This window comes from Shinella sp. R2-11, from assembly GCF_055330205.1.
Genome location: NZ_JBVAPC010000003.1, coordinates 272,686 through 295,878, shown reverse-complemented (window position 1 = coordinate 295,878; position 23,193 = coordinate 272,686). Strand labels below are relative to the sequence as shown.

The following is a 23,193-nucleotide window of genomic DNA, read 5'->3' as shown; positions in this document are numbered from 1 at the left end:
TCAGGGAGTGCAAGCCATGACCCACCAGCAGGACGAGCGCGGCGATCCGCTGACCCGCACCCACGACCCCGAGCGCAAGGAATATGCCGCGCGGGAGGTCCGGCAGGGCGGCCCCGGCTGGCCCGTTCTGAAGGTGCTCGGTGTCAGCCTCGTGCTCGTTTTCCTCGTTTGGGGCGCGGTGGAGTTCTGGGGCCAGAAGACCGATCCCTCGGCGCCGACCGACGCGTCGCAAACCACCTCGACGACCGATGGCAACCAGACGCCGGCCGGCGGAACGACGGACAACAGCGCCGGCAACGGCCAAACCGTGCCGACGGACCGTGACCCCACCCCGCAATCCAGCACCGGCGGCGACAGCCAGAGTGTGACACCGGACGGTACGGCCAACTGACGCAACCTACCCGATTTTGCCTCTCGCCTCGTCGTCAACCGGATACGGTTGGGCGAGGCGCGTGCGCGAGACGACCGATGCATATGATCCGAAGACCGGTGTCGCCGAGGCTGCCGTTATTCATCGCAAGGCGCGCGGGAACACCGATCTGACACCATTTCTCCCATTTCGTCCCCGCGATTATTCTGCGTCACACCCACGTCATTCCGGCCGCCTAAAACGAGCCATGGATAGCTGCGGAAAGCGATGTATCTGCCTGCGAAGGCAAGCCGGATGCGGTCGTGTGGGCGCGAAGTGAAGGCCTTTCGATCCGGCGAGGCGATGCCATGCTCTCGGCGGGTTCTTCCATGGCAGTGCCGCGCCCGTCGCCGTGCAACGCTATCGTGTCGACCCGGATCATGCCCTTCGTTGTCTCCCGGACACATTATTGCTGGGAATCGAATGCCTATTCTGCAACGATCTTCGGGGCAGGGGGCCTAAGCTTTGGGCGATGCGGACAGGGAGAAGGTTGCCTCCATGATGCCCGGGTTTCCGGGCCTTTAAACGGCATTTCGAATATCTTGCGCCATCGCCTGACGGGCACGCCGGCGCGTTGAACGCGTGGCGGCATGATGCTGCCACAGATGACCTTTCAGATTCGGCGCCGCCTCCGGTCGGCACCGAACGAGCATTACAGGAACGAGCCCTTGCGTTACGCCCTCTACTTCACTCCGCCTGCAAGCGACCCGCTGACCCTTGCCGCCCAGCGCTGGCTCGGGCGCAACGCCTTTACCGGCGCTGCGCTCGATCAGCCGGCGACGGCAGGTTTCGATGCGGCTTCTCTCGCGGGCTTGACCGCCGATCCGCGGCGCTACGGCTTCCACGCGACGCTGAAGGCGCCCTTCACGCTGGCCGAGGGCCGCAATGAGGCCGAACTCGTGGCCGAGATCGGCCGTTTCGTTTCCGAAGCCGACCCCTTCGATATTCCCGAAGTCGTCGTCGGCCGGCTCGGCTCCTTCTTCGCGCTGGTGCCCGGCGATCATTGCGATGAACTGCAAAGTTTTGCCGGCGAGGTGGTGCGCCGCTTCGAGCGTTTCCGTGCGCCGCTCACCTCCGCCGACATCGCCCGCCGCAAGCCCGACGAGCTGAACGCCGCCGAGCGCCAGAACCTCGTCCAGTGGGGCTATCCCTACGTCTTCGACGAGTTCCGTTTCCACATGACGCTGACGGGGCGCGTTCCGGCCGAGCGCCGCGAGGCTGTCGCAAGCGTGCTGCTCGATCATTTCGCCGAATTCCACGGCCGTCCGTTGCCGGTCAGCGGCCTCGCGCTCTTCCGGGAGGCCGCGCGCGGCGCCGATTTCACCGTCCATTCGCTCTTCCCGCTCGGTGGAGCCGTCAGCAGAAAGACCGCATGACATGACCCGCGAAACCGTTCTTTCCAATGCCCGCATCGTGCTGGAGGACCGGATCCTCGACGGCACGCTGGTGCTGCGGGACGGCCTCGTCGCCGACATTTCCGAAGGTCCCTCCGCGGCCGGCGAGGACATGGAAGGCGATTACCTCCTTCCCGGCCTCGTCGAGCTCCATACCGACCACCTCGAAGCCCATTACTCGCCGCGTCCCGGCGTGCGCTGGGAAAAGACGGCCGCGATCCAGTCGCATGACGCCCAGGTCGTCACCTCCGGCATCACCACGGTCTTCGACTGTCTGCGCATGGGATCGGACGGGGAGAGCGGCTTCGAGAAGGGCGAGATGCGCGCCATGGCCGATGCGATCGCCGGGGCGCAGAACGAGGACCGCCTGCGCGCCGAGCACCTCATCCACCTGCGCTGCGAGGTCTCGACCGACAATGTGCTCGACCATTACGAGGAGTTCGAGGACGACCCGCTCGTGCGCCTTGTCTCGCTGATGGACCATGCGCCCGGCCAGCGGCAGTTCCAGACGCTGGACCAGTACATCCTCTACCACAAGAAGAAGCGCGGCCTCACGGACGAGGAATTCGACGCCTTCTGCAAGCGCCAGCAGGACCTTTCCGCCCGCTATGCCAAGCCGCACCGCGACGCCATCGCCGCTTCCTGCGCCGCGCGCGGCATCTCCATCGCCAGCCATGACGATGCGACGCTGGACCATGTCGAGGAGGCCATCGGCTACGGCATCCGCCTTGCCGAATTCCCGACCAGCATCGAGGCGGCGAAGGCCTCGCACGGGGCGGGCATGAGTGTCCTGATGGGCGCGCCCAACGTCGTGCGCGGCAGGTCGCATTCCGGCAATATCGCCGCCCGCGACCTTGCCGGCCTCGGCGTGCTCGACGTTCTCTCCTCGGATTACGTGCCTTTCAGCCTCATGCACGCGCCCTTCATCCTCGCCGACGAGGGTATGGACCTGCCGAAGGCGATCGCCATGGTCTCGACGACGCCGGCCCGCACCGTCGGCCTCGACGACCGCGGGGCCATCGCGAAAGGCCTTCGCGCCGACATCGTGCGCGTCCGCCGGCCTTCCGGCGTTCCCGTCGTCCGCTCGGTATGGCGCCAGGGCAGGCGGGTGGCATGAGCGTGGCGGCTGCAGCCGGCACCATGGTCGTCGTCGTCGGCCCGAGCGGGGCCGGCAAGGACAGTGTCATGGCCTATGCCGCGCGCCGTTTTGCCGGCGAGGCGCGCCTCGGTTTCGTGCGGCGGGCGATCACCCGCCCGGCGGATGCCGGCGGCGAGGCGCATCAGGCCATCGACACCGAGAGCTTTCGCCGCCTTGAGGCCGAGGGCGGCTTCGCGGTATCGTGGGATGCGCACGGCCTCTCCTACGGCATTCCCGGCGAAACGCATGCGCAGCTTGCAAGCGGCGTGACGCTGGTCGCCAATGGCAGCCGCTCCGCGCTGCCGGCCTTCGCCGATGCCTATCAGCGCCTGAAGGTCGTGCTGATCACGGCGCGGCCGGACGTTCTTGCCGCAAGGCTCGCCGCCCGCGGACGGGAGAGCGCCGAAGCGGTCGCGGAGCGGCTGGAACGGGCCGCACCGGAGATCGTGGTGGCGGCCGATACGGTCGTGATCGACAATAGCGGGCCGTTGGCGGCGGCGGGGGAGGCGTTCGTCTCGTTCATTGCCTCGGTGCTCGACGGCCGCGAATAGGTCAATCGCTTTTCAGCGCCTTGTAGGCGGCGAGCGCTCGCTGACGCGCTCTTGCATGGTCGACGATGGGCTTCGGATAGGTCCTTCCGAGTTCCACGCCCGCCTCGGCGAGCGCGCTTTCCGGCGCATCGAAGGGCTTGTGGATCCAGGCGGAGTCCAGTTCCCGCAGTTCCGGCACGAAGGTGCGGACATAGGTGCCGTCCGGGTCGAATTTCTCGCCCTGCAGGATCGGGTTGAAGATGCGGAAGAAGGGCGAGGCGTCCGCGCCGGAGCCCGCCACCCATTGCCAGTTCGCCGGGTTCGATGCGGCATCGGCATCCACCAGCGTGTCGCGGAACCATTTCTCGCCGCGCCGCCAGTCGATCATGAGATGCTTGACGAGGAAGGAGGCGGTGATCATGCGCACGCGATTGTGCATCCAGCCGTGCCGCCAGAGCTGCCGCATGCCGGCATCGACGATGGGATAGCCCGTCATGCCCTTCGTCCAGAGATCGAAGTCCCTGTCGCTCCCCTCCCACGGAAAATCGTCGAAGCGGCCGTTCCAGTTCCTTTGCGCAAGGGCCGGGAAATGGAAATGCAGGTGGTGGCAGAATTCCCGCCAGGCGAGCTCCTTGCGGAAATGAATCACATCCTCCCGCGGCACTCCGAGGCCGCGTGTCGCGTGCCAGATGCGGGCAGGGGAGATTTCGCCCGATGCGAGATGCGGCGACAGCAGGGATGTCGCGTCGATGGCAGGACGGTCGCGGCGGGTCTTGTAGTCCTCGATCGGGCCGTCGACGAAGGTGTCGAGCCGCTCGCGCGCCGCCTTCTCGCCGGGCGTCCAGACCTCGCCGAAGGCGGCGGCCCAGTCCGGCTTTTCGGGTAGTAGCGCCCAGTCGTCCAAGGCTTCGGATTGCGGGAGCCGCTTCGGAGCGTGGAGCCTTTCCGGTGCGTCGACGGGCTCGTGCGGCTCGCCCTCGCGCTCCAGCGCCTTCCAGAAGGGGGTGTAGACGCGGTATGGTTTCTTCTCGCCTGTCATGAGGCGCATCGGATCGTGCAGCAACTGGCCCGCAAAGTTCCTGACGGCAAGGCCGCGCGCCTTCAAGGCCGCCTTGATGGGCGTATCCACGGCGATGCCCGCCGGATCGTGCCGGCGGTTCCAGTGGACGGTGTCCGCTCCCGTCTCTCCGATGACGTGGTCGAGCACCGCATGTGCATCGCCGCTGCGAAGGACGAGCGGCGAGCCGAGTTCCTCCAGCGTCGCGGCAAGGGAGGCCAGCGCATGGTGAAGCCACCAGGCCTGTGCCGCACCGAGCGGCCCCGTCCCAAGTTCCGCAGGCTCGCGGATATAGAGCGCGATCACGGGACGGCCCGTTTCGGCCGCGGCCGAGAGGGCGGCATTGTCATCGGTGCGCAGGTCCTTGCGGAACCAGACGATGACGGGCGCGTCGTCCTTCCCCGTCATGCCCTCAGCCCTTCTTCGGAAGGGGACGGGTGAGAATGAAGAGCGCGCTTGCCGAGAGGATGAGCCCGACGCTGACCGCGAGCACGGGCGAGGGGTCCGTGCGATACCAGAAGAAGCCGTAGCTTGCGGCGATGAGACAGATGGCGATGGCCTTGGTGCGGCCCGCGATTGCGCCCTCCCGCCGCCAGTTCGTCAAGGGCGGGCCGAGCGTGGGGTGGTCGAGCAGCCATTGCTCGAGGCGCGGCGAGGAGCGCGAGAAGCACCAGACGGCGACCAGCAGGAAGGGCGTCGTCGGCAACAGCGGCAGGAAGGCGCCGATAATGCCGAGCGCCGTCATCAGCAGGCCGGCGGCCATATAGAGCGAGCGCACGGGCACCTCGTGAAAGAACGTCTTGCCGCTCAGATAGAGTGCTTTGCGCCCGCCTCCAAGAGGCCAAGTGCCGCGGCCGGGTTCAGATCGGTTTGCTGTTCGCCGCCGTCTTGAGCGCCTTTGCCTTTGCCGGCTTGGCGGGGACCGGCTTTTCCGCGGTGGAATCCGCCTTCTTCTTCGGCTTGGCGGTCTCGGCCTTCTTCGCCTTCGCCGAGATTTCGATCAGCGGTTTCTTCGCGGTCGCGGGCCTTGCCTCCGGTGCCAGGCGTTCGAATTCCTCGCGTTCGCGCACGGCTTGCGCCCAGTGCTCCCCGTCATGTCCATGCGGCCGGCCGGTTTCCTCCCAGATGGAATAGGCCCTTTTGCTGATCCATTCCCTTCGCGCATCCGTCATCGCTGATCCCCTTCAAGAGTGAACTGACGCCGTGCCGGCAGGCAGGAGCCCGGCACGGTATTCGCCGGGCGGCCGGGATGGTCCGGCAGGCCCGGATATTCGGCGCGCCATGCCTCCGGGCGAAGAGCTCGTGCGGAGCGGGTCTGCCTCATGCGATTCGCAAAAACAGGATGCGCCCAAAGAGGCGGGCCTTCAAGCCGAAGGCCGCGCCGCGGGCCGGCCATTGTGTCGCAGAGAGAAAAATCATCCAACCGACGCAGAAAATCGGCACAATTTTGGAAAAGTTTCACGCTTTCGGGTGGACAGCGTCAATCCCGCCAACGTATTGTCCGCATGAAGGAATCTTCAAGACGGACCGCGATATCGAGAGGCAAGGCGTTTGGCAGCAACAGGGCAACAGCATCGACCATTTCGTCGGGCTTTCCGCCTTCTCTGCACCGCGCTAACCTGTCTTCTGCTGGTGGTGTCCGCCCTTTCGATTCCGCCTACCGCCAGCGCCGCTTCGATACTGTTTCGCACCGGCACGCTGAAGACTGTGGGCCAGTCATCCGTTCCTGTCGAGAAAGACTGCCGCAAGCGTGCGGTCGCCGGCAAGATCGTGTCGTTCGACGGCGCCGGCCTCGACCACGCCTGCATTCCCGCGGAGACGGCGCACCGGTTTGCCGGACCCCGCGCCGTCCTGGCCGTGCTTACGCCGTTCCGGCCGCGCAATGGCGGTCTTGAAGCGCGAGGGGCTCGTGCCCCTCCGACGGAATTCGCCTGACGGCCGCCTGATCGACCCTCGATCGCGCGGTCTTCCCAATGCGGCCGATGCGCGGCCGAGAGAAGCTCTGACGTTCGAAAGCGATCGATCAAACGATGACAGGTGAAACCATACTGGTCCTGCTGGTCTGCCTTCCCTTCCTGGGAAGCCTTGCCGCGACCATTCTGCTGCGGACGGATTCCCGCGTGCTGGCGGCCCGCATGTCGGGCGCCGTGACCCTTGCGGGCTTCGTCCTGACCGCGATCCTCTACCCCGCGGTGCGCAACGGCGGGAAGGTGCGGCTCGACCTCGAATGGCTGCCCCAGCTCGGCCTGAACGTCACCCTGCGCATGGACGGTTTCGCCTGGCTTTTCGCCATGCTCATCACCGGCATCGGCTGCCTCGTCGTGCTCTATGCGCGCTATTACATGTCGGAAGAAGATCCCGTTCCGCGCTTCTTCTCCTTCCTCCTCGCCTTCATGGGCTCGATGCTCGGCATCGTCGTGTCGGGCAATATCATCCTGCTCTCGGTGTTCTGGGAACTGACGAGCATCTTCTCCTTCCTCCTGATCAGCTACTGGCATCACAACGCCGCAGCCCGCGACGGCGCGCGCATGGCGCTGACGATCACCGGCATCGGCGGATTCTGCCTGCTCGCCGGGCTGCTGGTGCTCGGCCATATCGTCGGCAGCTACGACCTCGACGCGGTGCTGGCGGCGGGCGATAAGATCAAGGCGCACCCGCTCTATCTCACCGCGCTGCTGTTGATCCTGATCGGCGCGCTGACCAAGAGCGCGCAGGTGCCGTTCCATTTCTGGCTGCCGAACGCCATGGCCGCGCCGACGCCGGTCTCGGCCTATCTTCACTCGGCAACCATGGTGAAGGCGGGCGTCTTCCTGCTGGTGCGGCTGTGGCCCGCGCTTTCCGGCACCTATGAATGGTTCATGCTGGTCGGCATCGCCGGCATCAGCACGCTGCTTCTCGGCGCCTATTTCGCGATGTTCCAGCAGGACCTCAAGGGCCTGCTCGCCTATTCGACGATCAGCCATCTCGGCCTCATCACCACGCTGCTCAGCCTCGGCAGCCCGGTCGCGGCGGTCGCTGCGATCTTCCACATGATGAACCACGCCACCTTCAAGGCCTCGCTCTTCATGGCCGCGGGCATCATCGACCACGAGACCGGCACACGCGACATGCGACGATTGAGCGGCCTCTTCAGATACCTGCCGATAACTGGGACACTCGCCATGGTGGCGAGCGCGGCGATGGCGGGCGTGCCGCTGCTCAACGGCTTCATCTCCAAGGAAATGTTCTTCGCCGAGGCGGTGGAAACGCATGCCGATTCCGTGCTCGACCGCATCCTGCCCTATGTCGCCACGCTCGCCGGCGCCTTCTCCGTCGCCTATTCGCTCCGCTTCATCCACACGGTCTTCTTCGGCCCCGCGCCGACGGACCTGCCGAAGCCGAAGCCGCACGAGCCGCCGCACTGGATGCGTTTCCCCATCGAGTTCCTCGTGCTCGCCTGCCTCGTCGTCGGCATCATCCCGAGCCTGTCGATCGGGCCGTTCCTGCATTCCGCGGTGGTATCCGTCCTCGGCGAGCGCACGCCGGAATACAGCCTCGCCATCTGGCACGGCGTCAACACGCCGCTCATCATGAGCCTGATCGCGCTTGTCGGCGGCGTGGTTCTCTATGTGGTGCTGAAGGATTACCTCGCCAGATGCGACGACGGCCCGCCGCTCTTCCGGCACCTTCGCGGCCAGCGCATCTTCGAGCGCGTGCTGGTCACGGTATCGTGGAAATGGGCACGCTACCTCGAAAGCCATCTGGGCACGCGCAACCTCCAGCCGCAGCTTCGTCTCGTCGCCGCCGCCGGGCTGCTCGCCGGCGTCGTTCCGCTCTACCTGGCGGGCTTCTCGCCCAAGGGCCCGGTCTTCGGCGATGCCGACCCCATCTTCGCGGCGGTCTGGTGCATCGGCGCCTTCTGCGCGCTAGGCGCGGCCTACCAGGCGAAGCATCATCGCCTCGCGGCGCTCGTTCTTCTCGGCGGGGCGGGCATCACCACCTGCATTACCTTCGTGTGGCTTTCGGCGCCCGACCTTGCCATCACCCAGCTCGTCGTGGAGATCGTCACGACGGTCCTCCTGCTGCTCGGCCTGCGCTGGCTGCCCAAGCGCTGGGAAAAGATCGACAATGCCGTCTCGCTCGCCGCGCGCGGCCGCCGCTTCCGCGACTTCGTGCTCGCCATTTCCTGCGGCTTCGGCATGTTCCTCTTCTCCTATGCCATCATGAAGCAGCCGGTTCCCGACGCGATCGCCAGCTATTTCCTGGAAAAGGCCTATACGGAAGGCGGCGGGCGCAATGTCGTCAATGTCATCCTCGTCGACTTCCGCGGCTTCGACACGATGGGCGAGATCGCGGTGCTGGCCATCGTGGCGCTGACGGTCTTCGCGCTGCTGCGCCGCTTCCGTCCCGCGCCCGACAGCGTGGAAAAGCCGGAACAGCAGCGCATCCAGGCGGCCTTTGACGCCGAACGCCCCGAGCGCTCGGCCGGCGACACGGTGCGCGACTACCTGCTGGTGCCTTCGGTGATCATGCAGTGGATGTTCCCGGTCGTCATCACCTTCGCGATCTACCTCTTCCTGCGCGGGCATGACCTGCCGGGCGGCGGCTTCGCGGGCGGCGTGACGATGGCCATCGCCTTCCTGCTGCAATATCTCGCCGGCGGGGTGCGCTGGGCGGAGGACCGGCTGCGCATCCTGCCGCTGCGCTGGATGGGATTCGGCCTGGTGATCGCCGCCGCGACCGGGCTCGGCTCCTGGCTCTTCGGCTATCCGTTCCTGACCACCCATTCGCAATACATAGAATTGCCGTTCATCGGCAAGGTGCCGGCCGCCAGCGCCCTGCTGTTCGATCTCGGCGTCTTCTCTCTCGTCGTGGGCGCGACGGTGCTGATCCTCATCGCGCTCGCCCACCAGTCCATACGAACGCATCGGGTCCGCAGTCTCGAAGCCCCCAAGGCGGAGGACGCCTGATGGAACTCATCCTTTCCCTCGGTATCGGCATCATGACGGGCTCGGGCGTCTGGCTCATCCTGCGCCCGCGCACCTATCAGGTCATCATCGGCCTCTCGCTGCTGTCCTATGCGGTCAATCTCTTCATCTTCGGCGTCGGCGGCGTGAAGTCCAATGCGGCCCCGCTGCTGGAGGAGGGCGTGCCGATCTCGACGATGACGGACCCCGTGCCGCATGCGCTCGTTTTGACTGCCATCGTTATCGGCTTCGCCACCACCGCGCTCTTCCTCGTCGTGCTGCTCGCGGCCCGGGGCCTCACCGGCACGGATCATGTCGACGGCAGGGAGCAGCCGAAATGAGCGGCTGGCAGCAACACCTCATCATCGCGCCGATCCTCATCCCGCTCGTCGCGGGCGCGCTCCTTCTCTTCTTCGACGAGCGCGAGCGCGTCGTGAAGGCGATGATCAGCGTCGTCTCGTGCCTTGCGCTCGCCGCCGTCGCCTTCAGCCTCTTCCGGCTTGCTGGCAATGGCAGCGGCGCGGACAGTTTCGAGGGCGTCTATCTCCTCGGCAACTGGCCGGCGCCCTTCGGCATCGTGCTCGTCGCCGACCGGCTTTCCGCCCTGATGCTCGTGCTGGCCTCGATCCTGGCGATCCCGACGCTTGTCTATGCGCTTGCGCGCTGGCACACGGCGGGCGCGCATTTCCACTCGCTGTTCCAGTTCCTGCTGATGGGGCTGAACGGCGCGTTCCTGACCGGCGACCTCTTCAACCTCTTCGTCTTCTTCGAGGTCATGCTCGCCGCGTCCTACGGCCTCCTGATGCACGGCTCCGGCTCCATGCGCGTCAAGGCGGGCATGCACTACATCGCCGTCAATCTCGCCGCCGCGCTCTGCTTCCTCATCGGCGTCAGCGCCATCTATGGCTCGGCGGGAACGCTCAACATGGCCGATCTTGCCGTGCGCATCGGCGAGATCGAGGGCGAGCGGCGCATGCTGCTGGAGGCGGGCGCCGCCATCCTCGGCGTCGTCTTCCTCATCAAGGCCGGCATGTGGCCGCTGAACTTCTGGCTGCCGGGCGCCTACAGCGCCGCGACGGCCCCGGTCGCCGGCATCTTCGCCATCATGAGCAAGGTCGGCATCTATGTCATCCTGCGCCTGTCGCTGCTCGTCTTCGGGCAGGGGGCGTCCGCCGGGCTCGGCCTCAACGTGCTGCTCTATGGCGGCATGGCGACCATCGCCTTCGGCACCATCGGCGTGCTCGCCTCGCAGGCGCTCGGGCGGCTGGCGAGCTATTCCGTGCTCGTCTCCTCCGGCACGCTGCTGGCGGTGCTCGGCCTCAACAACGGCGTGGTGACGGCGGGCGCGCTGTTCTACATGGTCAGCTCGACGCTGACGATCGGCGCCTTCTTCCTGCTCATCGAGCTCGTCGAGCGCGGCCAGGACGCGGGCGCCTCGGTTCTCGCCGTCACCATGGAAGCCTATGGCGATGCGGACGAGGAGGATCAGGAGGTCGAGGTCGGCGTCACCATGCCGGGGACAATCGCGGTGCTCGGCATCTGCTTTGCCGCCTGCGGCATCCTCCTGTCCGGCCTGCCGCCGCTGTCCGGCTTCGTGGCGAAGTTCGCCATGCTGACCGGCATGATCGGCACGAATGTCGCGGCGGAGGGGCCGATCCCCGCCTCGGTGTGGTGGATCGTCGGCTTGCTGATCCTTTCCGGCCTTGCCGCGCTGATCTCCATGACCCGCGCCGGCATCCGTACCTTCTGGGCATCGATGGAAGGCACCGTGCCGCGCGTGCTCGTCATGGAGATGGCGCCGGTCATGCTGCTGATCGCGCTGACGCTGGCGCTCACCGTCAAGGCCGGCCCCGCCATGAGCTACATGGAGGAGACCGTCCGCAACCTGCAGCAGCCCGCCACCTATATCGACGCCGTGATCAATGCCCGCCGCGCCGGAATTGCCGAACCGAGCGGACCGGACGGCGGGGGAGGGATCTGACATGCTGCCCTATCCGCTCCTTTCCGCCTCGCTCGTCGTCATGTGGCTGGCCCTCAACGGCTTCACGCTCGGCCATCTCATCCTTGGCTGCATCGTCTCGGTCTTCGCCTCCTGGGGCATGGCGGCGCTGCGCCCCGTCAAGCCGCGGCTGCCGAAATGGTACCTGCTGCCCAAGCTGATCGGCATCGTGCTATACGACATCGTGCGCTCGAACATCGCCGTCGCCTCGATCCTCGTCAGCGGCAGGAAGCCGCATCACAAGGCCGGCTTCATCACCGTGCCGCTCGAGCTGGAAAACCCGACGGCGCTTGCCGTGCTTGCCGTGGTGGTGACGAGCACGCCGGGCACGGCCTGGCTCGAATACAACTCGCTGAACCGGACGGTGCTGATCCATGTGCTCGACCTCGTCGACGAGGCGGAATGGCAGGCCCTGATCAAGGGCCGCTACGAGGCCTTGCTGCTGGAGATTTTCGCATGAGCCAAACGATCCTCGCCTGGTCCGTCACCTTCGCGCAGATCTGCCTGGCGCTCGCCATGGCGCTGGCGGCGCTGCGCATGTCCCGCGGCCCGCGCGCGCAGGACCGCGTGCTGGCGCTCGACACGCTCTATGTCAACTCCATGCTGCTCCTGATGGTATTCGGCATGCGCACCGGCAAGATCATCTATTTCGAGGCCTCGCTGGTCATCGGCATGCTCGGCTTCGTCGCGACGGTCGCGCTCGCCAAGTTCCTGATGCGCGGGGAGGTGATCGAATGAGCACCATCGAGCATGCGGGCGACCTGCCGGACTGGGCGGCGCTCCTCGTTTCCCTCTTCCTCGTCATCGGCTCGGGGCTGACGCTGATCGGCACCATCGGCTTCCTGCGTCTGAAGACGTTCTACGAGCGCATCCATGCGCCGACCCTCGGCACGAGCTGGGGCACGAGCGGCATCGTCATGGCCTCGATGATCTTCTTCACGGTGCTGGCGACACGCCCCGTCGTGCACGAGATCCTCATCGGCATCTTCGTCACGGTCACGACGCCGGTCACGCTGATGTTGCTCGCCCGCGCGGCGCTCCACCGCGACCGGGCGGAAGGCAATCCGGACGTGCCCCCCGAGGCGCCAAGCGAGCCGGAGGCAGCCGAAGGCCAGCCCGCCGCCGGGGAGTGATCCGAGCCGCGTCCCATATCGTCGTGCAGGCCGGAGAAATTTTTCCGGCCGGCGCAAACGCCCGTAGCGACCGGACGCGGGGGCTTTCGGCCCTCGGAGCGATGGCGGAAGGTGCCTCGGCGCGGGAATGCAAACAGATTCTGCCGCTCTCCAAAGACATTGTTAACCTTCATTTCCTAACCATCTACGCATCCCCATCGGCAATGATCGTCGAGATTTCAGGTTCATGCGTATTTCCAGAACAAACTTCTATCCCGTCCTCGAGACCGAAGGGGAAAACGACGATGCGTCGTCGCATTATCCATATGAAAACAACGCCCTGACCGAAACGCCCCCGGAAGAGGAGGCGTGGCACGGCGAAAGCGAGCCGGTCGCCAACGACGACCACTATCGGCCGCGCTTCCGCTCGCCGATCCTGCGCGGCTACGATCCCGGCCAATATGCCGACGGAACATGGGAGAGCCACTTCTATCTGGCGCCCAATGTCCGCTTCACGCGCACGCCCGACAAGGTCGCAGCCCGGATCGAGGAAGAGGCCGCCAAAGCCGAACCGATCATCGAAGAGCCCGCCCGGCAGGCTCCCACAGAAATGCAAGCAGAGACACCCCAGGTGCAGCAGTCCCCAGTTCCCCAGTTCCCGGTTTCCCAGTCCCAGAACCCGCAGCCCGAAGCCGCTCCGGCTCCGCAGCCCCAGCCGCAGCTGACGCAGGCCGAGCTCCTGCTGCGCCTGCGCGAAGCGCTGGAAGAACGCCGCCGCCGCTTCGAGGAGGAGCAGGTCCCGGCAACCGCCGCCGCGGCCGATCCCGTTCCGCAGTTCGTGCAGGCCGTCATCGCGGCCCGCCAGAATGCGGTTCCGGCCGATGCTGCCGTCGTCTTCAAGCCCGCCGTGCCGGCACAGGCTCCCGCATTCACGTCCGCCCGGCCGGTCGCGAAGGCGAGCGTGCAGGAGGCGATCAGCCGCTTCGCCCATCTTTCCGACCACGCCTTCTGGGAAACCATGGTTCCCGAGAAGAGCGTTTCCATCGCCCCGGCGCGTCCGGCGGTGTCCGTCGTGCGCATGACGTTGCCGACGCCGGCGCCCGTCGCCACGATGCCGGCCCGCCCGGCCGAAACGCCGCGCGAGGAGCCGGTCTCCGTCGCCTCCCTCTACCGCGTCGTCGATTGCCGGTCGGCCATGACGCGTCAGGTGGCCGTCGAGACCGTTGCCGTTCCCGAAATCAAGGCTGTGCCGGTGGTCGCCGAAGCCGCGCCGGTCATCGAGACCGTGGAAGCCGTTCCGGCCCTCGTCGAGGCAAGGCCGGCTCCCGTGGCCGTTACGCCCGCCGCGGTCGTCGAACCCGTCCGCGAAACGCCCTCGTCGGTGCTTTCGCGCGCCCGGCCGTTCCAGGTCACCCTCGCGACGCCGACGGCCGACACCTATGAATACCCGCCGCGCGACCTCCTGCAGGAGCCGCCGCGCACCGTCGGCTTCGTGCTGACGCAGGAGCAACTGGAGCAGAATGCCGGCCTTCTTGAAAGCGTGCTGGAGGACTTCGGCGTGCGCGGCGAGATCATCCATGTCCGCCCCGGCCCGGTCGTCACGCTCTACGAATTCGAGCCGGCCCCGGGCGTCAAGTCCTCGCGCGTCATCGGCCTTGCCGACGATATCGCCCGCTCCATGTCGGCGCTCTCGGCGCGTGTCGCCGTGGTGCCCGGCCGCAACGTCATCGGCATCGAATTGCCGAACGCCACGCGCGAAACCGTCTATTTCCGCGAGATGATCGATTCCGCGGACTTCGCCAAGACCGGCTTCAAGCTGCCGATCTGCCTCGGCAAGACCATCGGCGGCGAGCCCGTCATCGCCGAGCTTGCGAAGATGCCGCACCTGCTCGTCGCCGGCACCACCGGCTCGGGCAAGTCGGTCGCCATCAACACGATGATCCTCTCGCTGCTCTACCGGTTCCGCCCGGAAGAATGCCGCCTGATAATGGTCGACCCGAAGATGCTGGAACTGTCGATCTATGACGGCATCCCGCACCTCCTGACCCCCGTCGTCACCGATCCCAAGAAGGCCGTCATGGCGCTGAAATGGGCAGTGCGCGAGATGGAGGACCGTTATCGCAAGATGTCGCGCCTCGGCGTGCGCAATATCGACGGCTACAACAACCGCGTCGCCGCCGCCCGCGACAAGGGCGAGACGATCACGATCAGCGTCCAGACCGGCTTCGACAAGGGAACCGGCGAGGCGATCAACGAGGACCAGGAACTCTCCCTCGAGCCGATGCCCTATATCGTCGTCATCGTCGACGAGATGGCCGACCTGATGATGGTCGCCGGCAAGGAGATCGAAGGTGCGATCCAGCGGCTCGCCCAGATGGCGCGCGCCGCCGGCATCCACCTGATCATGGCGACGCAGCGTCCCTCGGTCGACGTCATCACCGGCACGATCAAGGCGAACTTCCCGACGCGCATCTCCTTCCAGGTGACCTCGAAGATCGACAGCCGCACCATCCTCGGCGAGCAGGGGGCCGAACAGCTCCTCGGCCAGGGCGACATGCTGCACATGGCCGGCGGCGGGCGCATTTCCCGCGTCCACGGTCCGTTCGTCTCCGACGAGGAGGTCGAGAAGGTCGTGCTGCACCTGAAGGCGCAGGGCCGTCCGGAATATCTGGAGACGGTGACGGCGGACGAAGAGGAAGAAGAGGACGAGAAGCCGGCTGCCGGCGGCGCCGTCTTCGACAAGGGCGACATCGCAGCCGAGGACGGCGACGACCTCTACGAGAAGGCCGTCAAGGTCGTCATGCGCGACCGCAAGTGCTCGACCTCCTACATCCAGCGCCGCCTTGCCGTCGGCTACAACCGGGCCGCGTCCCTCGTCGAGCGCATGGAGAAGGAAGGCCTCGTCGGCCCCGCCAACCATGTCGGCAAGCGCGAGATCGTCACTGGCGAGCGCAACGGCTTCCAGCAGCAGGAAAGCGGCGACGACGAATAACATTCCGCCATGTGGCGATTGCCCGGCTGTCGGGCAATTGTCCTACTTATTTGAAATGGATGGATTTTCCGGGTCCGGTCCGCTCACGCGGGCCGGATTTTTACCGTGTCCACGGGAAATCTTATTCCGCCATCGCATTTAATCGATTTGGCCCATGACGGGGTCCGCGGGGCCTGTTGCATATGGCGGACGATCTGTGAATAGTGCCGCCCGACCGACGAAATCTGCATCCAAGGAGGACAGGAATGGCATTGATCACCATGCGGCAACTGCTCGATCACGCAGCGGAGAACGACTACGCACTGCCCGCATTCAACGTCAACAACCTGGAATATATCCAGGCGGTCATGCGCGCGGCGGATGCCACGGACTCCCCGGTGATCCTGCAGGCGAGCCGCGGTGCGCGCGCCTATGCCGGCGATGCCTTCCTGCGTCACCTCATCCTCGGCGCCGCCGAGGAATATCCGCATATCCCGGTATGCCTGCATCTCGACCACGGCGACCAGCCGTCGACCTGCATCTCGGCCATCACCAACGGCTTCACCTCCGTCATGATGGACGGCTCGCTGCTCGCCGACGGCAAGACCGTCGCCAGCTACGACTACAATATCGACGTCACGGCGGAAGTCGTGAAGATCGCCCATGCGGCCGGCGTCTCGGTCGAGGGCGAGCTTGGATGTCTCGGCAACCTTGAAACGGGCGCCGGCGACAAGGAGGACGGCCACGGCTTCGAGGGCAAGCTTTCCCGCGAGGAGCTGCTGACCGACCCGGACCAGGCGCTCGACTTCGTTTCGAAGACCGGCGTCGACGCGCTCGCCGTCGCCATCGGCACCAGCCACGGCGCCTACAAGTTCACCCGCGCGCCGGACGGCGACATCCTCTCCATCGAGACGATCGCCAAGATCCACGCGAAGCTGCCGAACACCCATCTCGTCATGCACGGCTCGTCCTCGGTTCCGCAAGACCTGCAGGACCTCTTCACCGCCTATGGCGGCGAGATGAAGCAGACCTGGGGCGTGCCCGTCGCCGAAATCCAGAAGGCGATCCCGCTCGGTGTGCGCAAGGTCAATATCGATACGGACCTGCGCCTCGCCATGACCGGCACGATCCGCAAGAACTTCAAGGAAAAGCCCGACAATTTCGATCCGCGCACCTACCTGAAGCCGGCGACCGCCCGCATGACGGACGTCTGCAAGGAACGCTTCGAAGCCTTCCGCACCGCCGGCAAGGCTTCCAGCATCCGCGTCAAGCGCCTTCCCGACATGGCGAAGTTCTACGCCGCGAAGTAAGCCGCCTTCGGCCTGTCTTTCCACCCTCCCGGTTCCGGCCGGGAGGGTTTTGTTCTTTGGGCGGCAAACCCGCACGAATCCATTGCGAGCCACAGTGCCTGCCCGTAAAAGATTGCGGACCGCAAGCGCGAGCGAGGACGATATGAGCGTGGAACAGGCCCTGACGATCGCAGACCTCAAGGAACGGGCGCGCCGCCGCGTGCCGAAGATGTTCTTCGACTATGCCGATTCCGGAGCCTGGACGGAAGGCACCTACCGCGCCAACGAGGACGACTTCCACAAGGTGAAGCTGCGCCAGCGCGTGCTGGTCGACATGAGCGACCGCTCGCTGGAAAGCGAGATGATCGGCGAGAAGGTCTCCATGCCCGTCGCCCTCGCGCCGACCGGCCTGACCGGCATGCAGCATGCCGACGGCGAGATGCTCGCCGCGCAGGCCGCAGAGGAATTCGGCGTTCCCTTCACGCTCTCCACCATGAGCATCTGCTCGATCGAGGATGTGCGCTCCGTCACCACGAAGCCCTTCTGGTTCCAGCTCTACGTGATGCAGGACAAGGATTTCGTCCACAATCTCATCGACCGTGCGAAGGCGGCGGGCTGCTCGGCCCTCGTGCTGACGCTCGATCTTCAGATTCTCGGCCAGCGCCACAAGGATATACGAAACGGCCTTTCCGCCCCGCCGCGCTTCACGCCGAAGCATCTCTGGCAGATGGCGACGCGGCCCTTCTGGTGCCTCGACATGCTCGGCACGAAGCGCCGCACCTTCGGCAACATCGTCGGCCACGCCAAGGGCGTGACGGACCTTTCCTCGCTCTCCTCCTGGACCACGGAACAGTTCGATCCGCAGCTCTCGTGGAAGGACATCGAATGGATCCGCGAGCGCTGGGGCGGCAAGCTCATCCTCAAGGGCATCCTCGACGAGGAGGATGCGCGCATGTCGCTCGGCAGCGGCGCGGATGCGATCATCGTCTCCAATCATGGTGGTCGCCAGCTCGACGGCGCGGCCTCCTCGATCAGCATGCTGCCGCGCATCGTCGATGCCGTCGGCGACAAGATGGAAGTCCATCTCGACGGCGGCATCCGCTCGGGTCAGGATGTCCTCAAGGCCGTCTGCTATGGCGCCAGGGGCACCTATATCGGCCGCCCCTTCCTCTACGGCCTCGGCGCCGGCGGCAAGGCCGGCGTGCGCCGGGCGCTGGAGATCATCCGCAAGGAGCTCGACGTCACGATGGCCCTCTGCGGCGAACGCGACATCAGGAACCTCTCGCGGGAGAACCTGCTCAGGGACGTGTAAGGAGCCTCACACCTCCTCGAAGCCCTGCAGCACGTTCACCGCGTTCACGCCCAGCGCCTCCACCGCATAGCCGCCTTCCATCACGAAGAGGGTCGGCAGGCCGAAATCGGCGATGCGGCGGCCGATGGTGGAAAAGTGTTCGCTCTCCAGCCTGAACTGCGAGATCGGGTCATCCTTGAACGTATCGACGCCGAGCGAGATGACGAGGGCGGTCGGGGCGTAGGCGCGGATTCTTGCATGCGCGTCCTCGAAGGCGGCCAGCCATTCCGGCCAGGCCGTACCGGCGGGCAGGGGATAGTTGAGGTTATGGCCTTCGCCCTTTCCGGCGCCGCGTTCGCAGGCATAGCCGAGATGGAAGGGAAATTCGAAATCCGGATCGCCGTGCAGGCTCGCGAGCAGCACGTCGTCGCGGTCGTAGAAGATTTCCTGCGTGCCGTTTCCGTGATGGTAATCGACATCGAAGATCGCGACGCGGGCATGGCCGTTGTCGAGGAAGCGCTGGGCGGCGATGGCGGCATTGTTGAGGTAGCAGTAGCCGCCGAAGAAATCCCGGCCCGCATGATGGCCGGGCGGACGGCAGAGCGAAAAGGCGGCCCGCTCGCCGGCAAGCACGGCATCGGCCCCGGCGAGCGCCGTATCGGCGGCGCGCTTTGCCGCCTGCCAGGTCGTTTCGGTGATCGAGCCGGCCATGTCGAAGGAATAGTAGGAAAGCCGGGCATCGAGGCCCGACGGCGGAGCGTCGATCATCGGCATGGAGCGATGGCGCCAGCTATAGGGCCAGACCTCGCCGTCGCGGCCCGCCGCCCGCCATTCGGCAAAGACGTTCTGCAGGAAATCGAGATAGTCCGGCGTATGGATGCGCTCGATGGCCGCCCGGTCGTAGGCGGCTGGCTCCAGAACCGGGCCGAGCCCGACTTCCCTGACGCGCCGAAGCACGATCTCGGCGCGCTCCGGCTTTTCGAAGGTTTCCACGATGCGGCCGAAGGAAAGCTCCATGCCGCTGTGATGCAGGTGATGGTCGGCGGTATAGAAGGTTTTCATGGTCAGACGACCTCGCCGTAGAGCGTGCGTTCGAGCGCGGTGATCTCCGCCGCGAAGCGGCGGTATTCGGCGCGCTTGAGGGCGAGGAAGACGTGGTGCAGCCGTTCGCCGAGCGCTTCCCTGAGGAAGGCCGAGCGGGTGGCCGTCTCGATGGCGCTGCGCCAGTCGGGCGGCAGTTCGTCGCCTCCCGCTTCTGCATAGGCGGTGGTTTCGGGGCCGGGATCGGCCTTTGCGAGGATGCCACTGCGCATGCCGGCGAGCACCGTCGCGCCGACGAGATAGGGGTTGGAATCGATGCCCGCGGCGCGCTGTTCGAGATGGCGGCCGGCGGGCGCGCCCGCGGGAATGCGGACGGCGACGCTGCGGTTGTTGGTGCCCCAGGTCGGCGTCGTCGGCGCATAGCTCTGGGCGGAGAAACGTCGCCAGGAGTTCAGATGCGGCGCGAAGACGAGCATGGATTCGTGCATCGTCTCCAGAAGCCCCGCGACGGCCTGTTTCAGGAGGGGCGAAAGCGCCTCGTTCCGGTCGGCGAAGAGGTTGTTGCCTCCCGCATCGGCAAGGCTCGCATGGACATGCATGCCCGAGCCGGCGCGGCCGGCAAAGGGCTTGGCCATGAAGCAGGCCATCATGCCATGACGCACGGCAAGGCCGCGCAGGAGACGCTTCAGCATGGCGAGGTCATCGGCGGCGCGCAGCGCGCTGCCATGGCGCAGCGTCAGCTCGAACTGGCCCTGCGCATATTCCGAGATCATGGTCTCGACGGGCAGGCCCTGCGCTTCCGCGCCGCGATAGACCGCCGCGATGAAGGGTTCCAGACGGTCGAGCTCGGTGACGCCATAGACCTGGATGCCCTCCGGCCGCTCCCCGGAAAGCGGCAGGCGGAGCGGCTGGAAATCGCCGTCGGCTGTCCGCTCACGGTCGAGCAGGTAGAATTCCAGCTCATAGGCGAGGATCGGATGGAAGCCACCCGCTTCGAGCAGCTTCACCTGGCGGGCGAGCGCATGGTGCGGGTCGGCCGCCATCGGGGTTCCGTCCAGCTCGAAGAGGGCGAGGCGTACTTCGCCGCGCGGCGGGGAGGTCCAGGGCAGGGGCACGAGCGAGCCCGCGACAGGCCAGGCACGACGGTCCGCATCGCCGTCCGACCAGACGAGGCCGGTTTCCTCGACATCTTCGCCCGTGACGTCGAGGCCGAGGATCGAGCCGGGCAGATGCCGGCCGGAGCGGAAGATCGGCAGCAGCTCGTGCCGCCTTACGATCTTGCCGCGGGCAATGCCGTTGAGATCGATCAGCACCAGATCGAAGGCGGTAATCTCCGGGTGCGCGGCGAGGAAGGCCTCGGCTTCGGCGATATCCGCGGCTTCCGGCGGGCGGGCGGCGAGGTCGCGGCTCACGCGGCGGCCCTCCGCTCGGCAAGGCGGCCGAGAACGGTCGCGAAGGCCTCGACCAGGCCATCCGTCTGCTGCTCCGAAAGGGCGGGGCTGACGAGCACCATGTTGTGGAACGGCGTCAGCAGGTAGCCGAGATTGAGCATCGCAAGATGCAGCGCGGCCTCGATCGTGTCGGAGGCGGCAGCGCGCGCCTCGGCGGCGTTGCGCACCGGCACGGGCGAGAACACGACCTCCAGCCGGGCGCCGACGCGCGAAACCGTCCAGCCGAGGCCGGCATCGGCGATCGCGGCCTTGAAGCCGGCCTCGATGCGGTCGGCGCGGGACTGCATGATGCGGTAGGCATCTTCCGTCATGACATTTTCGAGGCAGGCGCGCAGGCAGGCGAGCTGCAGGGCGCTGCCGGAAAGCGTGGTGCCGATGCCGGAATGGCCGTGGCCGCTCTGCTCGCGGCGGATGACGTGCAGCCTGTCGGAGATCGCCTCGGTCATGCCCCAGACACTGACGGGAACGCCGCCGCCGATGGGCTTGCCCATGACCATCAGGTCGGGTTCGAGGCCATGCACGCGGCTATAGCCGCCAAGCCCGGTGGAGATGGTGTGCGTCTCGTCGATGAGGAGCAGCGTTCCGGCCTCGTGCGTAAGGCGGCGCAGGGCATCGTGAAAACCGGGGGCAGGGGGGATCATGCCGCAATTCGTCATGACCGGCTCGGCGAGGACACAGGCGATGTCATGCCCGGCAAGCGCCTTTTCGAGCGCCGCCTCGTCGTTGAAGGGAATGGAGACGGTGAGTTCGCCGAGATCGCGGACCTGTCCGAGGAGGTTGCGGCGCGAAACGGTCCGGCCGTCGACGAGGTCGACCAGCGTCTCGTCCACGGCGCCGTGATAGCAGCCGTCGAAGACCAGCAGCTTCGCCCGGCCCGTCACGGCGCGCGCGACACGGATCGCAAAGCGGTTGGCGTCGCTGGCGGTGGCGCCGAGCTGCCAGCGCGGCAGGCCGAAGCGCTCCACCAGCAGCCGGCCCACGATCTGCGCATCCGAGGAGGGCAGCATGGTCGTCAGACCGCGCGTTCCGGCATTCTTAAGCGCTTCCAGCACCGGGGCGGGGCCGTGGCCGAACATGGCGCCGGTATCGCCGAGGCAGACGTCGACGATGCGGTTGCCGTCGATATCCACGAGCTCGGCGCCGCTTGCGCGGTCGACGACGACGGGGAAGGGGGCCGGCCAGTCGAGCATCCAGTGCTGCGGCACGCCGTCGAAGAAGCCCGATGCCGCCTCGTCATGCGCCGCGGCCGAGCGCGGCCGCCTTGCGCGAAAGACCTCTTCCTCCGCCTCGATGAGCGCGCGGGCGCGCGCCTCCAGGTTCGCCCTCTCCATCCCGTTCTCCCGCAGGTATTGCTGAAATGTGATCACATATTGGTTGATGTGATTCCAAGTGTCAAACGGCAAGATGGTTACAGCGAACCGACGATGCGCAGCCAATCGTGCACCGAGGCGGCCGCCTGCTTTTCCAGCGAACCGCGGGCAAGGGGGCTCTTGCCGTCCATCTCCCGCACCTCGCTCGGGCTCATGCCGAACTGGTTGCGGAAGGCGCGGGAAAAGGCGGAGATATCGGCAAAGCCGCAGGCATAGGCGACCTCGCCGACGGTGCGCTTGCCGTCATTGGCCAGCATGTCGAAGGCGGCGCGCAGACGGCGGGCGCGGATATAGTCCGTGACGCCGCCGATCGGCGCGAACAGCCGGTAGAGCGACGCCCGCGAGAGCGCGAACGCCCGGCAAAGGTGATCGGGGCCGAGGTCGGCGAGGGCGATATTCTGTTCGATATACCGGCGGATCTCCATGATGACCGCGCCGCGCACGGTGGGCGACGGCTGGCTGCGCGCCGCGATCTGTGGCCCGACGAGATTGGCGACGAGATTCGCCGTCGCCGTGACGAACGCCGGCGCTTCCGCCTCGTCGATGTCCGGCAGGCTCTCGAAGAGGGCGCGCAGATGGCTTGCGATCAGGCGTGCCGTGCTGGTCGTGCCCTTCAGAAGAAGGCCGTGCAACGCATCGTTCTGCGCTTCCCTGGCGAACAGCAGATGGCGCGGCAGGGCGAGGGTGAGGTTGCGGCAATGCCGCGTGACGGAATGCATCGGCCGCGAGAGGTCGAAGATGGATATGTCGCCGGCCTCGACCGGCACGGTTTCGCCGTTCGTCGTGCGCAGGTCACCCCCGTCGAGCGTCAGTTGCACGTGAATGAGGTCGAGGCCGCTGCGGGCGATGCGGGCGGGATCGCGCGAGAACGTATAGGTCGTGCCCCGCAGGTCCGCGGCGAACAGCAGGGCAGGGCCCAGGAAATAGGTCGAAAGGCTTGCCCGGAAATCGGCGAGCCGCTCCGGCGTCTCCACTGTCGTGCGGAACACCGGGGCGAGCGTTTCGGCGAAAAGATGGCTCTTGCGGCGGCAGTCCGCACCGGCTTCCGCGACCACGGAGTAGGAGGGCAGTTTGTCGGCAGGGCTCATTGCGCCTCACGGTTCATGGACGTCGTTGCCTGATCAAGCGAATGCGATGGAGGAAGGTTCCCCGGATGATCCCGTGCCGGTCCGCAGAGTTGGCACGGCGTCTCATT

General features: G+C 66.4%; 21 protein-coding genes. 14 read left to right on the top strand and 7 right to left on the bottom strand.

Annotation, left to right across the window (positions count from 1 at the left end):
• Positions 1-16 precede the first annotated feature (16 nt).
• The 4 genes from ACZ1A1_RS09805 to phnN all read left to right on the top strand — a co-directional run bounded on the left by ACZ1A1_RS09805 (position 17) and on the right by phnN (position 3,492).
• Positions 17-391 (top strand): hypothetical protein, encoded by a 375-nt coding sequence (locus ACZ1A1_RS09805; RefSeq protein ID WP_463619755.1) that lies wholly within the window; start codon positions 17-19, stop codon positions 389-391.
• Between the two features lie 686 nt (positions 392-1,077).
• A complete protein-coding gene (locus tag ACZ1A1_RS09800; protein ID WP_463619754.1) occupies positions 1,078-1,785 on the top strand; it encodes a DUF1045 domain-containing protein in 708 nt (235 codons plus the stop codon).
• A 1-nt stretch (position 1,786) separates the two neighbouring features.
• The gene (locus ACZ1A1_RS09795; protein ID WP_463619753.1) at positions 1,787-2,920 is read left to right on the top strand and encodes an alpha-D-ribose 1-methylphosphonate 5-triphosphate diphosphatase; all 1,134 of its coding nucleotides are present in this window, start codon (positions 1,787-1,789) and stop codon (positions 2,918-2,920) included.
• A complete protein-coding gene (phnN, locus tag ACZ1A1_RS09790) occupies positions 2,917-3,492 on the top strand; it encodes a phosphonate metabolism protein/1,5-bisphosphokinase (PRPP-forming) PhnN (protein WP_463619752.1) in 576 nt (191 codons plus the stop codon). Before ACZ1A1_RS09795 ends, phnN begins: the two co-directional genes overlap by 4 nt.
• Before the next feature lies 1 nt (position 3,493).
• On the opposite strand, the gene ACZ1A1_RS09785 is transcribed toward phnN, so the two are convergent.
• The 3 genes from ACZ1A1_RS09785 to ACZ1A1_RS09775 form a co-directional block, all read right to left on the bottom strand.
• Positions 3,494-4,936 (bottom strand): cryptochrome/photolyase family protein, encoded by a 1,443-nt coding sequence (locus tag ACZ1A1_RS09785; protein ID WP_463619751.1) that lies wholly within the window; start codon positions 4,934-4,936, stop codon positions 3,494-3,496.
• Between the two features lie 4 nt (positions 4,937-4,940).
• Positions 4,941-5,306, bottom strand: a complete 366-nt coding sequence (locus ACZ1A1_RS09780) for a YbaN family protein (RefSeq protein WP_313195439.1) — start codon at positions 5,304-5,306, stop codon at positions 4,941-4,943.
• Between the two features lie 82 nt (positions 5,307-5,388).
• Positions 5,389-5,700, bottom strand: coding sequence for a DUF2934 domain-containing protein (locus ACZ1A1_RS09775; protein WP_415213485.1), 312 nt, complete (start codon positions 5,698-5,700; stop codon positions 5,389-5,391).
• Between the two features lie 379 nt (positions 5,701-6,079).
• Between ACZ1A1_RS09775 and ACZ1A1_RS09770 the strand changes: the two genes are divergently transcribed.
• The 10 genes from ACZ1A1_RS09770 (at position 6,080) to ACZ1A1_RS09725 (ending at position 18,157) form a co-directional block, all read left to right on the top strand.
• Positions 6,080-6,463 (top strand): hypothetical protein, encoded by a 384-nt coding sequence (locus ACZ1A1_RS09770; protein WP_463619750.1) that lies wholly within the window; start codon positions 6,080-6,082, stop codon positions 6,461-6,463.
• A 95-nt stretch (positions 6,464-6,558) separates the two neighbouring features.
• Positions 6,559-9,477, top strand: coding sequence for a monovalent cation/H+ antiporter subunit A (locus ACZ1A1_RS09765; protein ID WP_463619749.1), 2,919 nt, complete (start codon positions 6,559-6,561; stop codon positions 9,475-9,477).
• Positions 9,477-9,815 (top strand): Na+/H+ antiporter subunit C, encoded by a 339-nt coding sequence (locus ACZ1A1_RS09760; RefSeq protein ID WP_119255772.1) that lies wholly within the window; start codon positions 9,477-9,479, stop codon positions 9,813-9,815. The genes ACZ1A1_RS09765 and ACZ1A1_RS09760 overlap by 1 nt, the downstream gene beginning before the upstream one ends.
• The gene (locus ACZ1A1_RS09755) at positions 9,812-11,455 is read left to right on the top strand and encodes a monovalent cation/H+ antiporter subunit D (RefSeq protein ID WP_463619748.1); all 1,644 of its coding nucleotides are present in this window, start codon (positions 9,812-9,814) and stop codon (positions 11,453-11,455) included. Before ACZ1A1_RS09760 ends, ACZ1A1_RS09755 begins: the two co-directional genes overlap by 4 nt.
• A 1-nt stretch (position 11,456) precedes the next feature.
• Positions 11,457-11,933, top strand: coding sequence for a Na+/H+ antiporter subunit E (locus ACZ1A1_RS09750; protein WP_119255770.1), 477 nt, complete (start codon positions 11,457-11,459; stop codon positions 11,931-11,933).
• Positions 11,930-12,211, top strand: coding sequence for a K+/H+ antiporter subunit F (locus ACZ1A1_RS09745; protein WP_463619747.1), 282 nt, complete (start codon positions 11,930-11,932; stop codon positions 12,209-12,211). Before ACZ1A1_RS09750 ends, ACZ1A1_RS09745 begins: the two co-directional genes overlap by 4 nt.
• Complete coding sequence (gene mnhG / locus ACZ1A1_RS09740; RefSeq protein ID WP_463619746.1) at positions 12,208-12,606, top strand: monovalent cation/H(+) antiporter subunit G; 399 nt, start codon at positions 12,208-12,210, stop codon at positions 12,604-12,606. Before ACZ1A1_RS09745 ends, mnhG begins: the two co-directional genes overlap by 4 nt.
• Before the next feature lie 226 nt (positions 12,607-12,832).
• On the top strand, positions 12,833-15,577 hold the full coding sequence (locus ACZ1A1_RS09735) for a DNA translocase FtsK (RefSeq protein ID WP_463619745.1): 2,745 nt from the start codon (positions 12,833-12,835) through the stop codon (positions 15,575-15,577).
• Positions 15,578-15,822: 245 nt separating this feature from the next.
• Positions 15,823-16,866, top strand: coding sequence for a class II fructose-bisphosphate aldolase (fba, locus tag ACZ1A1_RS09730; protein ID WP_463619744.1), 1,044 nt, complete (start codon positions 15,823-15,825; stop codon positions 16,864-16,866).
• 148 nt (positions 16,867-17,014) lie between these two features.
• On the top strand, positions 17,015-18,157 hold the full coding sequence (locus ACZ1A1_RS09725; RefSeq protein ID WP_463620101.1) for an alpha-hydroxy acid oxidase: 1,143 nt from the start codon (positions 17,015-17,017) through the stop codon (positions 18,155-18,157).
• Between the two features lie 6 nt (positions 18,158-18,163).
• On the opposite strand, the gene ACZ1A1_RS09720 is transcribed toward ACZ1A1_RS09725, so the two are convergent.
• The 4 genes from ACZ1A1_RS09720 to ACZ1A1_RS09705 form a co-directional block, all read right to left on the bottom strand.
• Complete coding sequence (locus tag ACZ1A1_RS09720) at positions 18,164-19,198, bottom strand: histone deacetylase family protein (protein WP_463619743.1); 1,035 nt, start codon at positions 19,196-19,198, stop codon at positions 18,164-18,166.
• Between the two features lie 2 nt (positions 19,199-19,200).
• Positions 19,201-20,589 (bottom strand): glutamine synthetase family protein, encoded by a 1,389-nt coding sequence (locus ACZ1A1_RS09715; RefSeq protein ID WP_463619742.1) that lies wholly within the window; start codon positions 20,587-20,589, stop codon positions 19,201-19,203.
• Complete coding sequence (locus ACZ1A1_RS09710; RefSeq protein WP_463619741.1) at positions 20,586-21,959, bottom strand: transaminase; 1,374 nt, start codon at positions 21,957-21,959, stop codon at positions 20,586-20,588. The genes ACZ1A1_RS09715 and ACZ1A1_RS09710 overlap by 4 nt, the downstream gene beginning before the upstream one ends.
• Positions 21,960-22,036: 77 nt before the next feature.
• Entirely contained in the window at positions 22,037-23,086 is a 1,050-nt protein-coding gene (locus tag ACZ1A1_RS09705; protein WP_463619740.1) for a helix-turn-helix domain-containing protein, read from the bottom strand.
• Positions 23,087-23,193 lie beyond the last annotated feature (107 nt).

Bases quoted from the DNA above. Each gene is read 5' to 3' on its own strand.
- mnhG (WP_463619746.1), top strand. From the start codon at position 12,208: ATGAGCACCATCGAGCATGCGGGCGACCTGCCGGACTGGGCGGCGCTC.
- ACZ1A1_RS09735 (WP_463619745.1), top strand. From the start codon at position 12,833: ATGCGTATTTCCAGAACAAACTTCTATCCCGTCCTCGAGACCGAAGGG.
- ACZ1A1_RS09785 (WP_463619751.1), bottom strand. From the start codon at position 4,936: ATGACGGGGAAGGACGACGCGCCCGTCATCGTCTGGTTCCGCAAGGAC.
- ACZ1A1_RS09750 (WP_119255770.1), top strand. From the start codon at position 11,457: ATGCTGCCCTATCCGCTCCTTTCCGCCTCGCTCGTCGTCATGTGGCTG.
- ACZ1A1_RS09760 (WP_119255772.1), top strand. From the start codon at position 9,477: ATGGAACTCATCCTTTCCCTCGGTATCGGCATCATGACGGGCTCGGGC.
- ACZ1A1_RS09720 (WP_463619743.1), bottom strand. From the start codon at position 19,198: ATGAAAACCTTCTATACCGCCGACCATCACCTGCATCACAGCGGCATG.
- fba (WP_463619744.1), top strand. From the start codon at position 15,823: ATGGCATTGATCACCATGCGGCAACTGCTCGATCACGCAGCGGAGAAC.
- ACZ1A1_RS09745 (WP_463619747.1), top strand. From the start codon at position 11,930: ATGAGCCAAACGATCCTCGCCTGGTCCGTCACCTTCGCGCAGATCTGC.
- phnN (WP_463619752.1), top strand. From the start codon at position 2,917: ATGAGCGTGGCGGCTGCAGCCGGCACCATGGTCGTCGTCGTCGGCCCG.
- ACZ1A1_RS09805 (WP_463619755.1), top strand. From the start codon at position 17: ATGACCCACCAGCAGGACGAGCGCGGCGATCCGCTGACCCGCACCCAC.
- ACZ1A1_RS09705 (WP_463619740.1), bottom strand. From the start codon at position 23,086: ATGAGCCCTGCCGACAAACTGCCCTCCTACTCCGTGGTCGCGGAAGCC.
- ACZ1A1_RS09765 (WP_463619749.1), top strand. From the start codon at position 6,559: ATGACAGGTGAAACCATACTGGTCCTGCTGGTCTGCCTTCCCTTCCTG.
- ACZ1A1_RS09795 (WP_463619753.1), top strand. From the start codon at position 1,787: ATGACCCGCGAAACCGTTCTTTCCAATGCCCGCATCGTGCTGGAGGAC.
- ACZ1A1_RS09775 (WP_415213485.1), bottom strand. From the start codon at position 5,700: ATGACGGATGCGCGAAGGGAATGGATCAGCAAAAGGGCCTATTCCATC.
- ACZ1A1_RS09710 (WP_463619741.1), bottom strand. From the start codon at position 21,959: ATGGAGAGGGCGAACCTGGAGGCGCGCGCCCGCGCGCTCATCGAGGCG.
- ACZ1A1_RS09755 (WP_463619748.1), top strand. From the start codon at position 9,812: ATGAGCGGCTGGCAGCAACACCTCATCATCGCGCCGATCCTCATCCCG.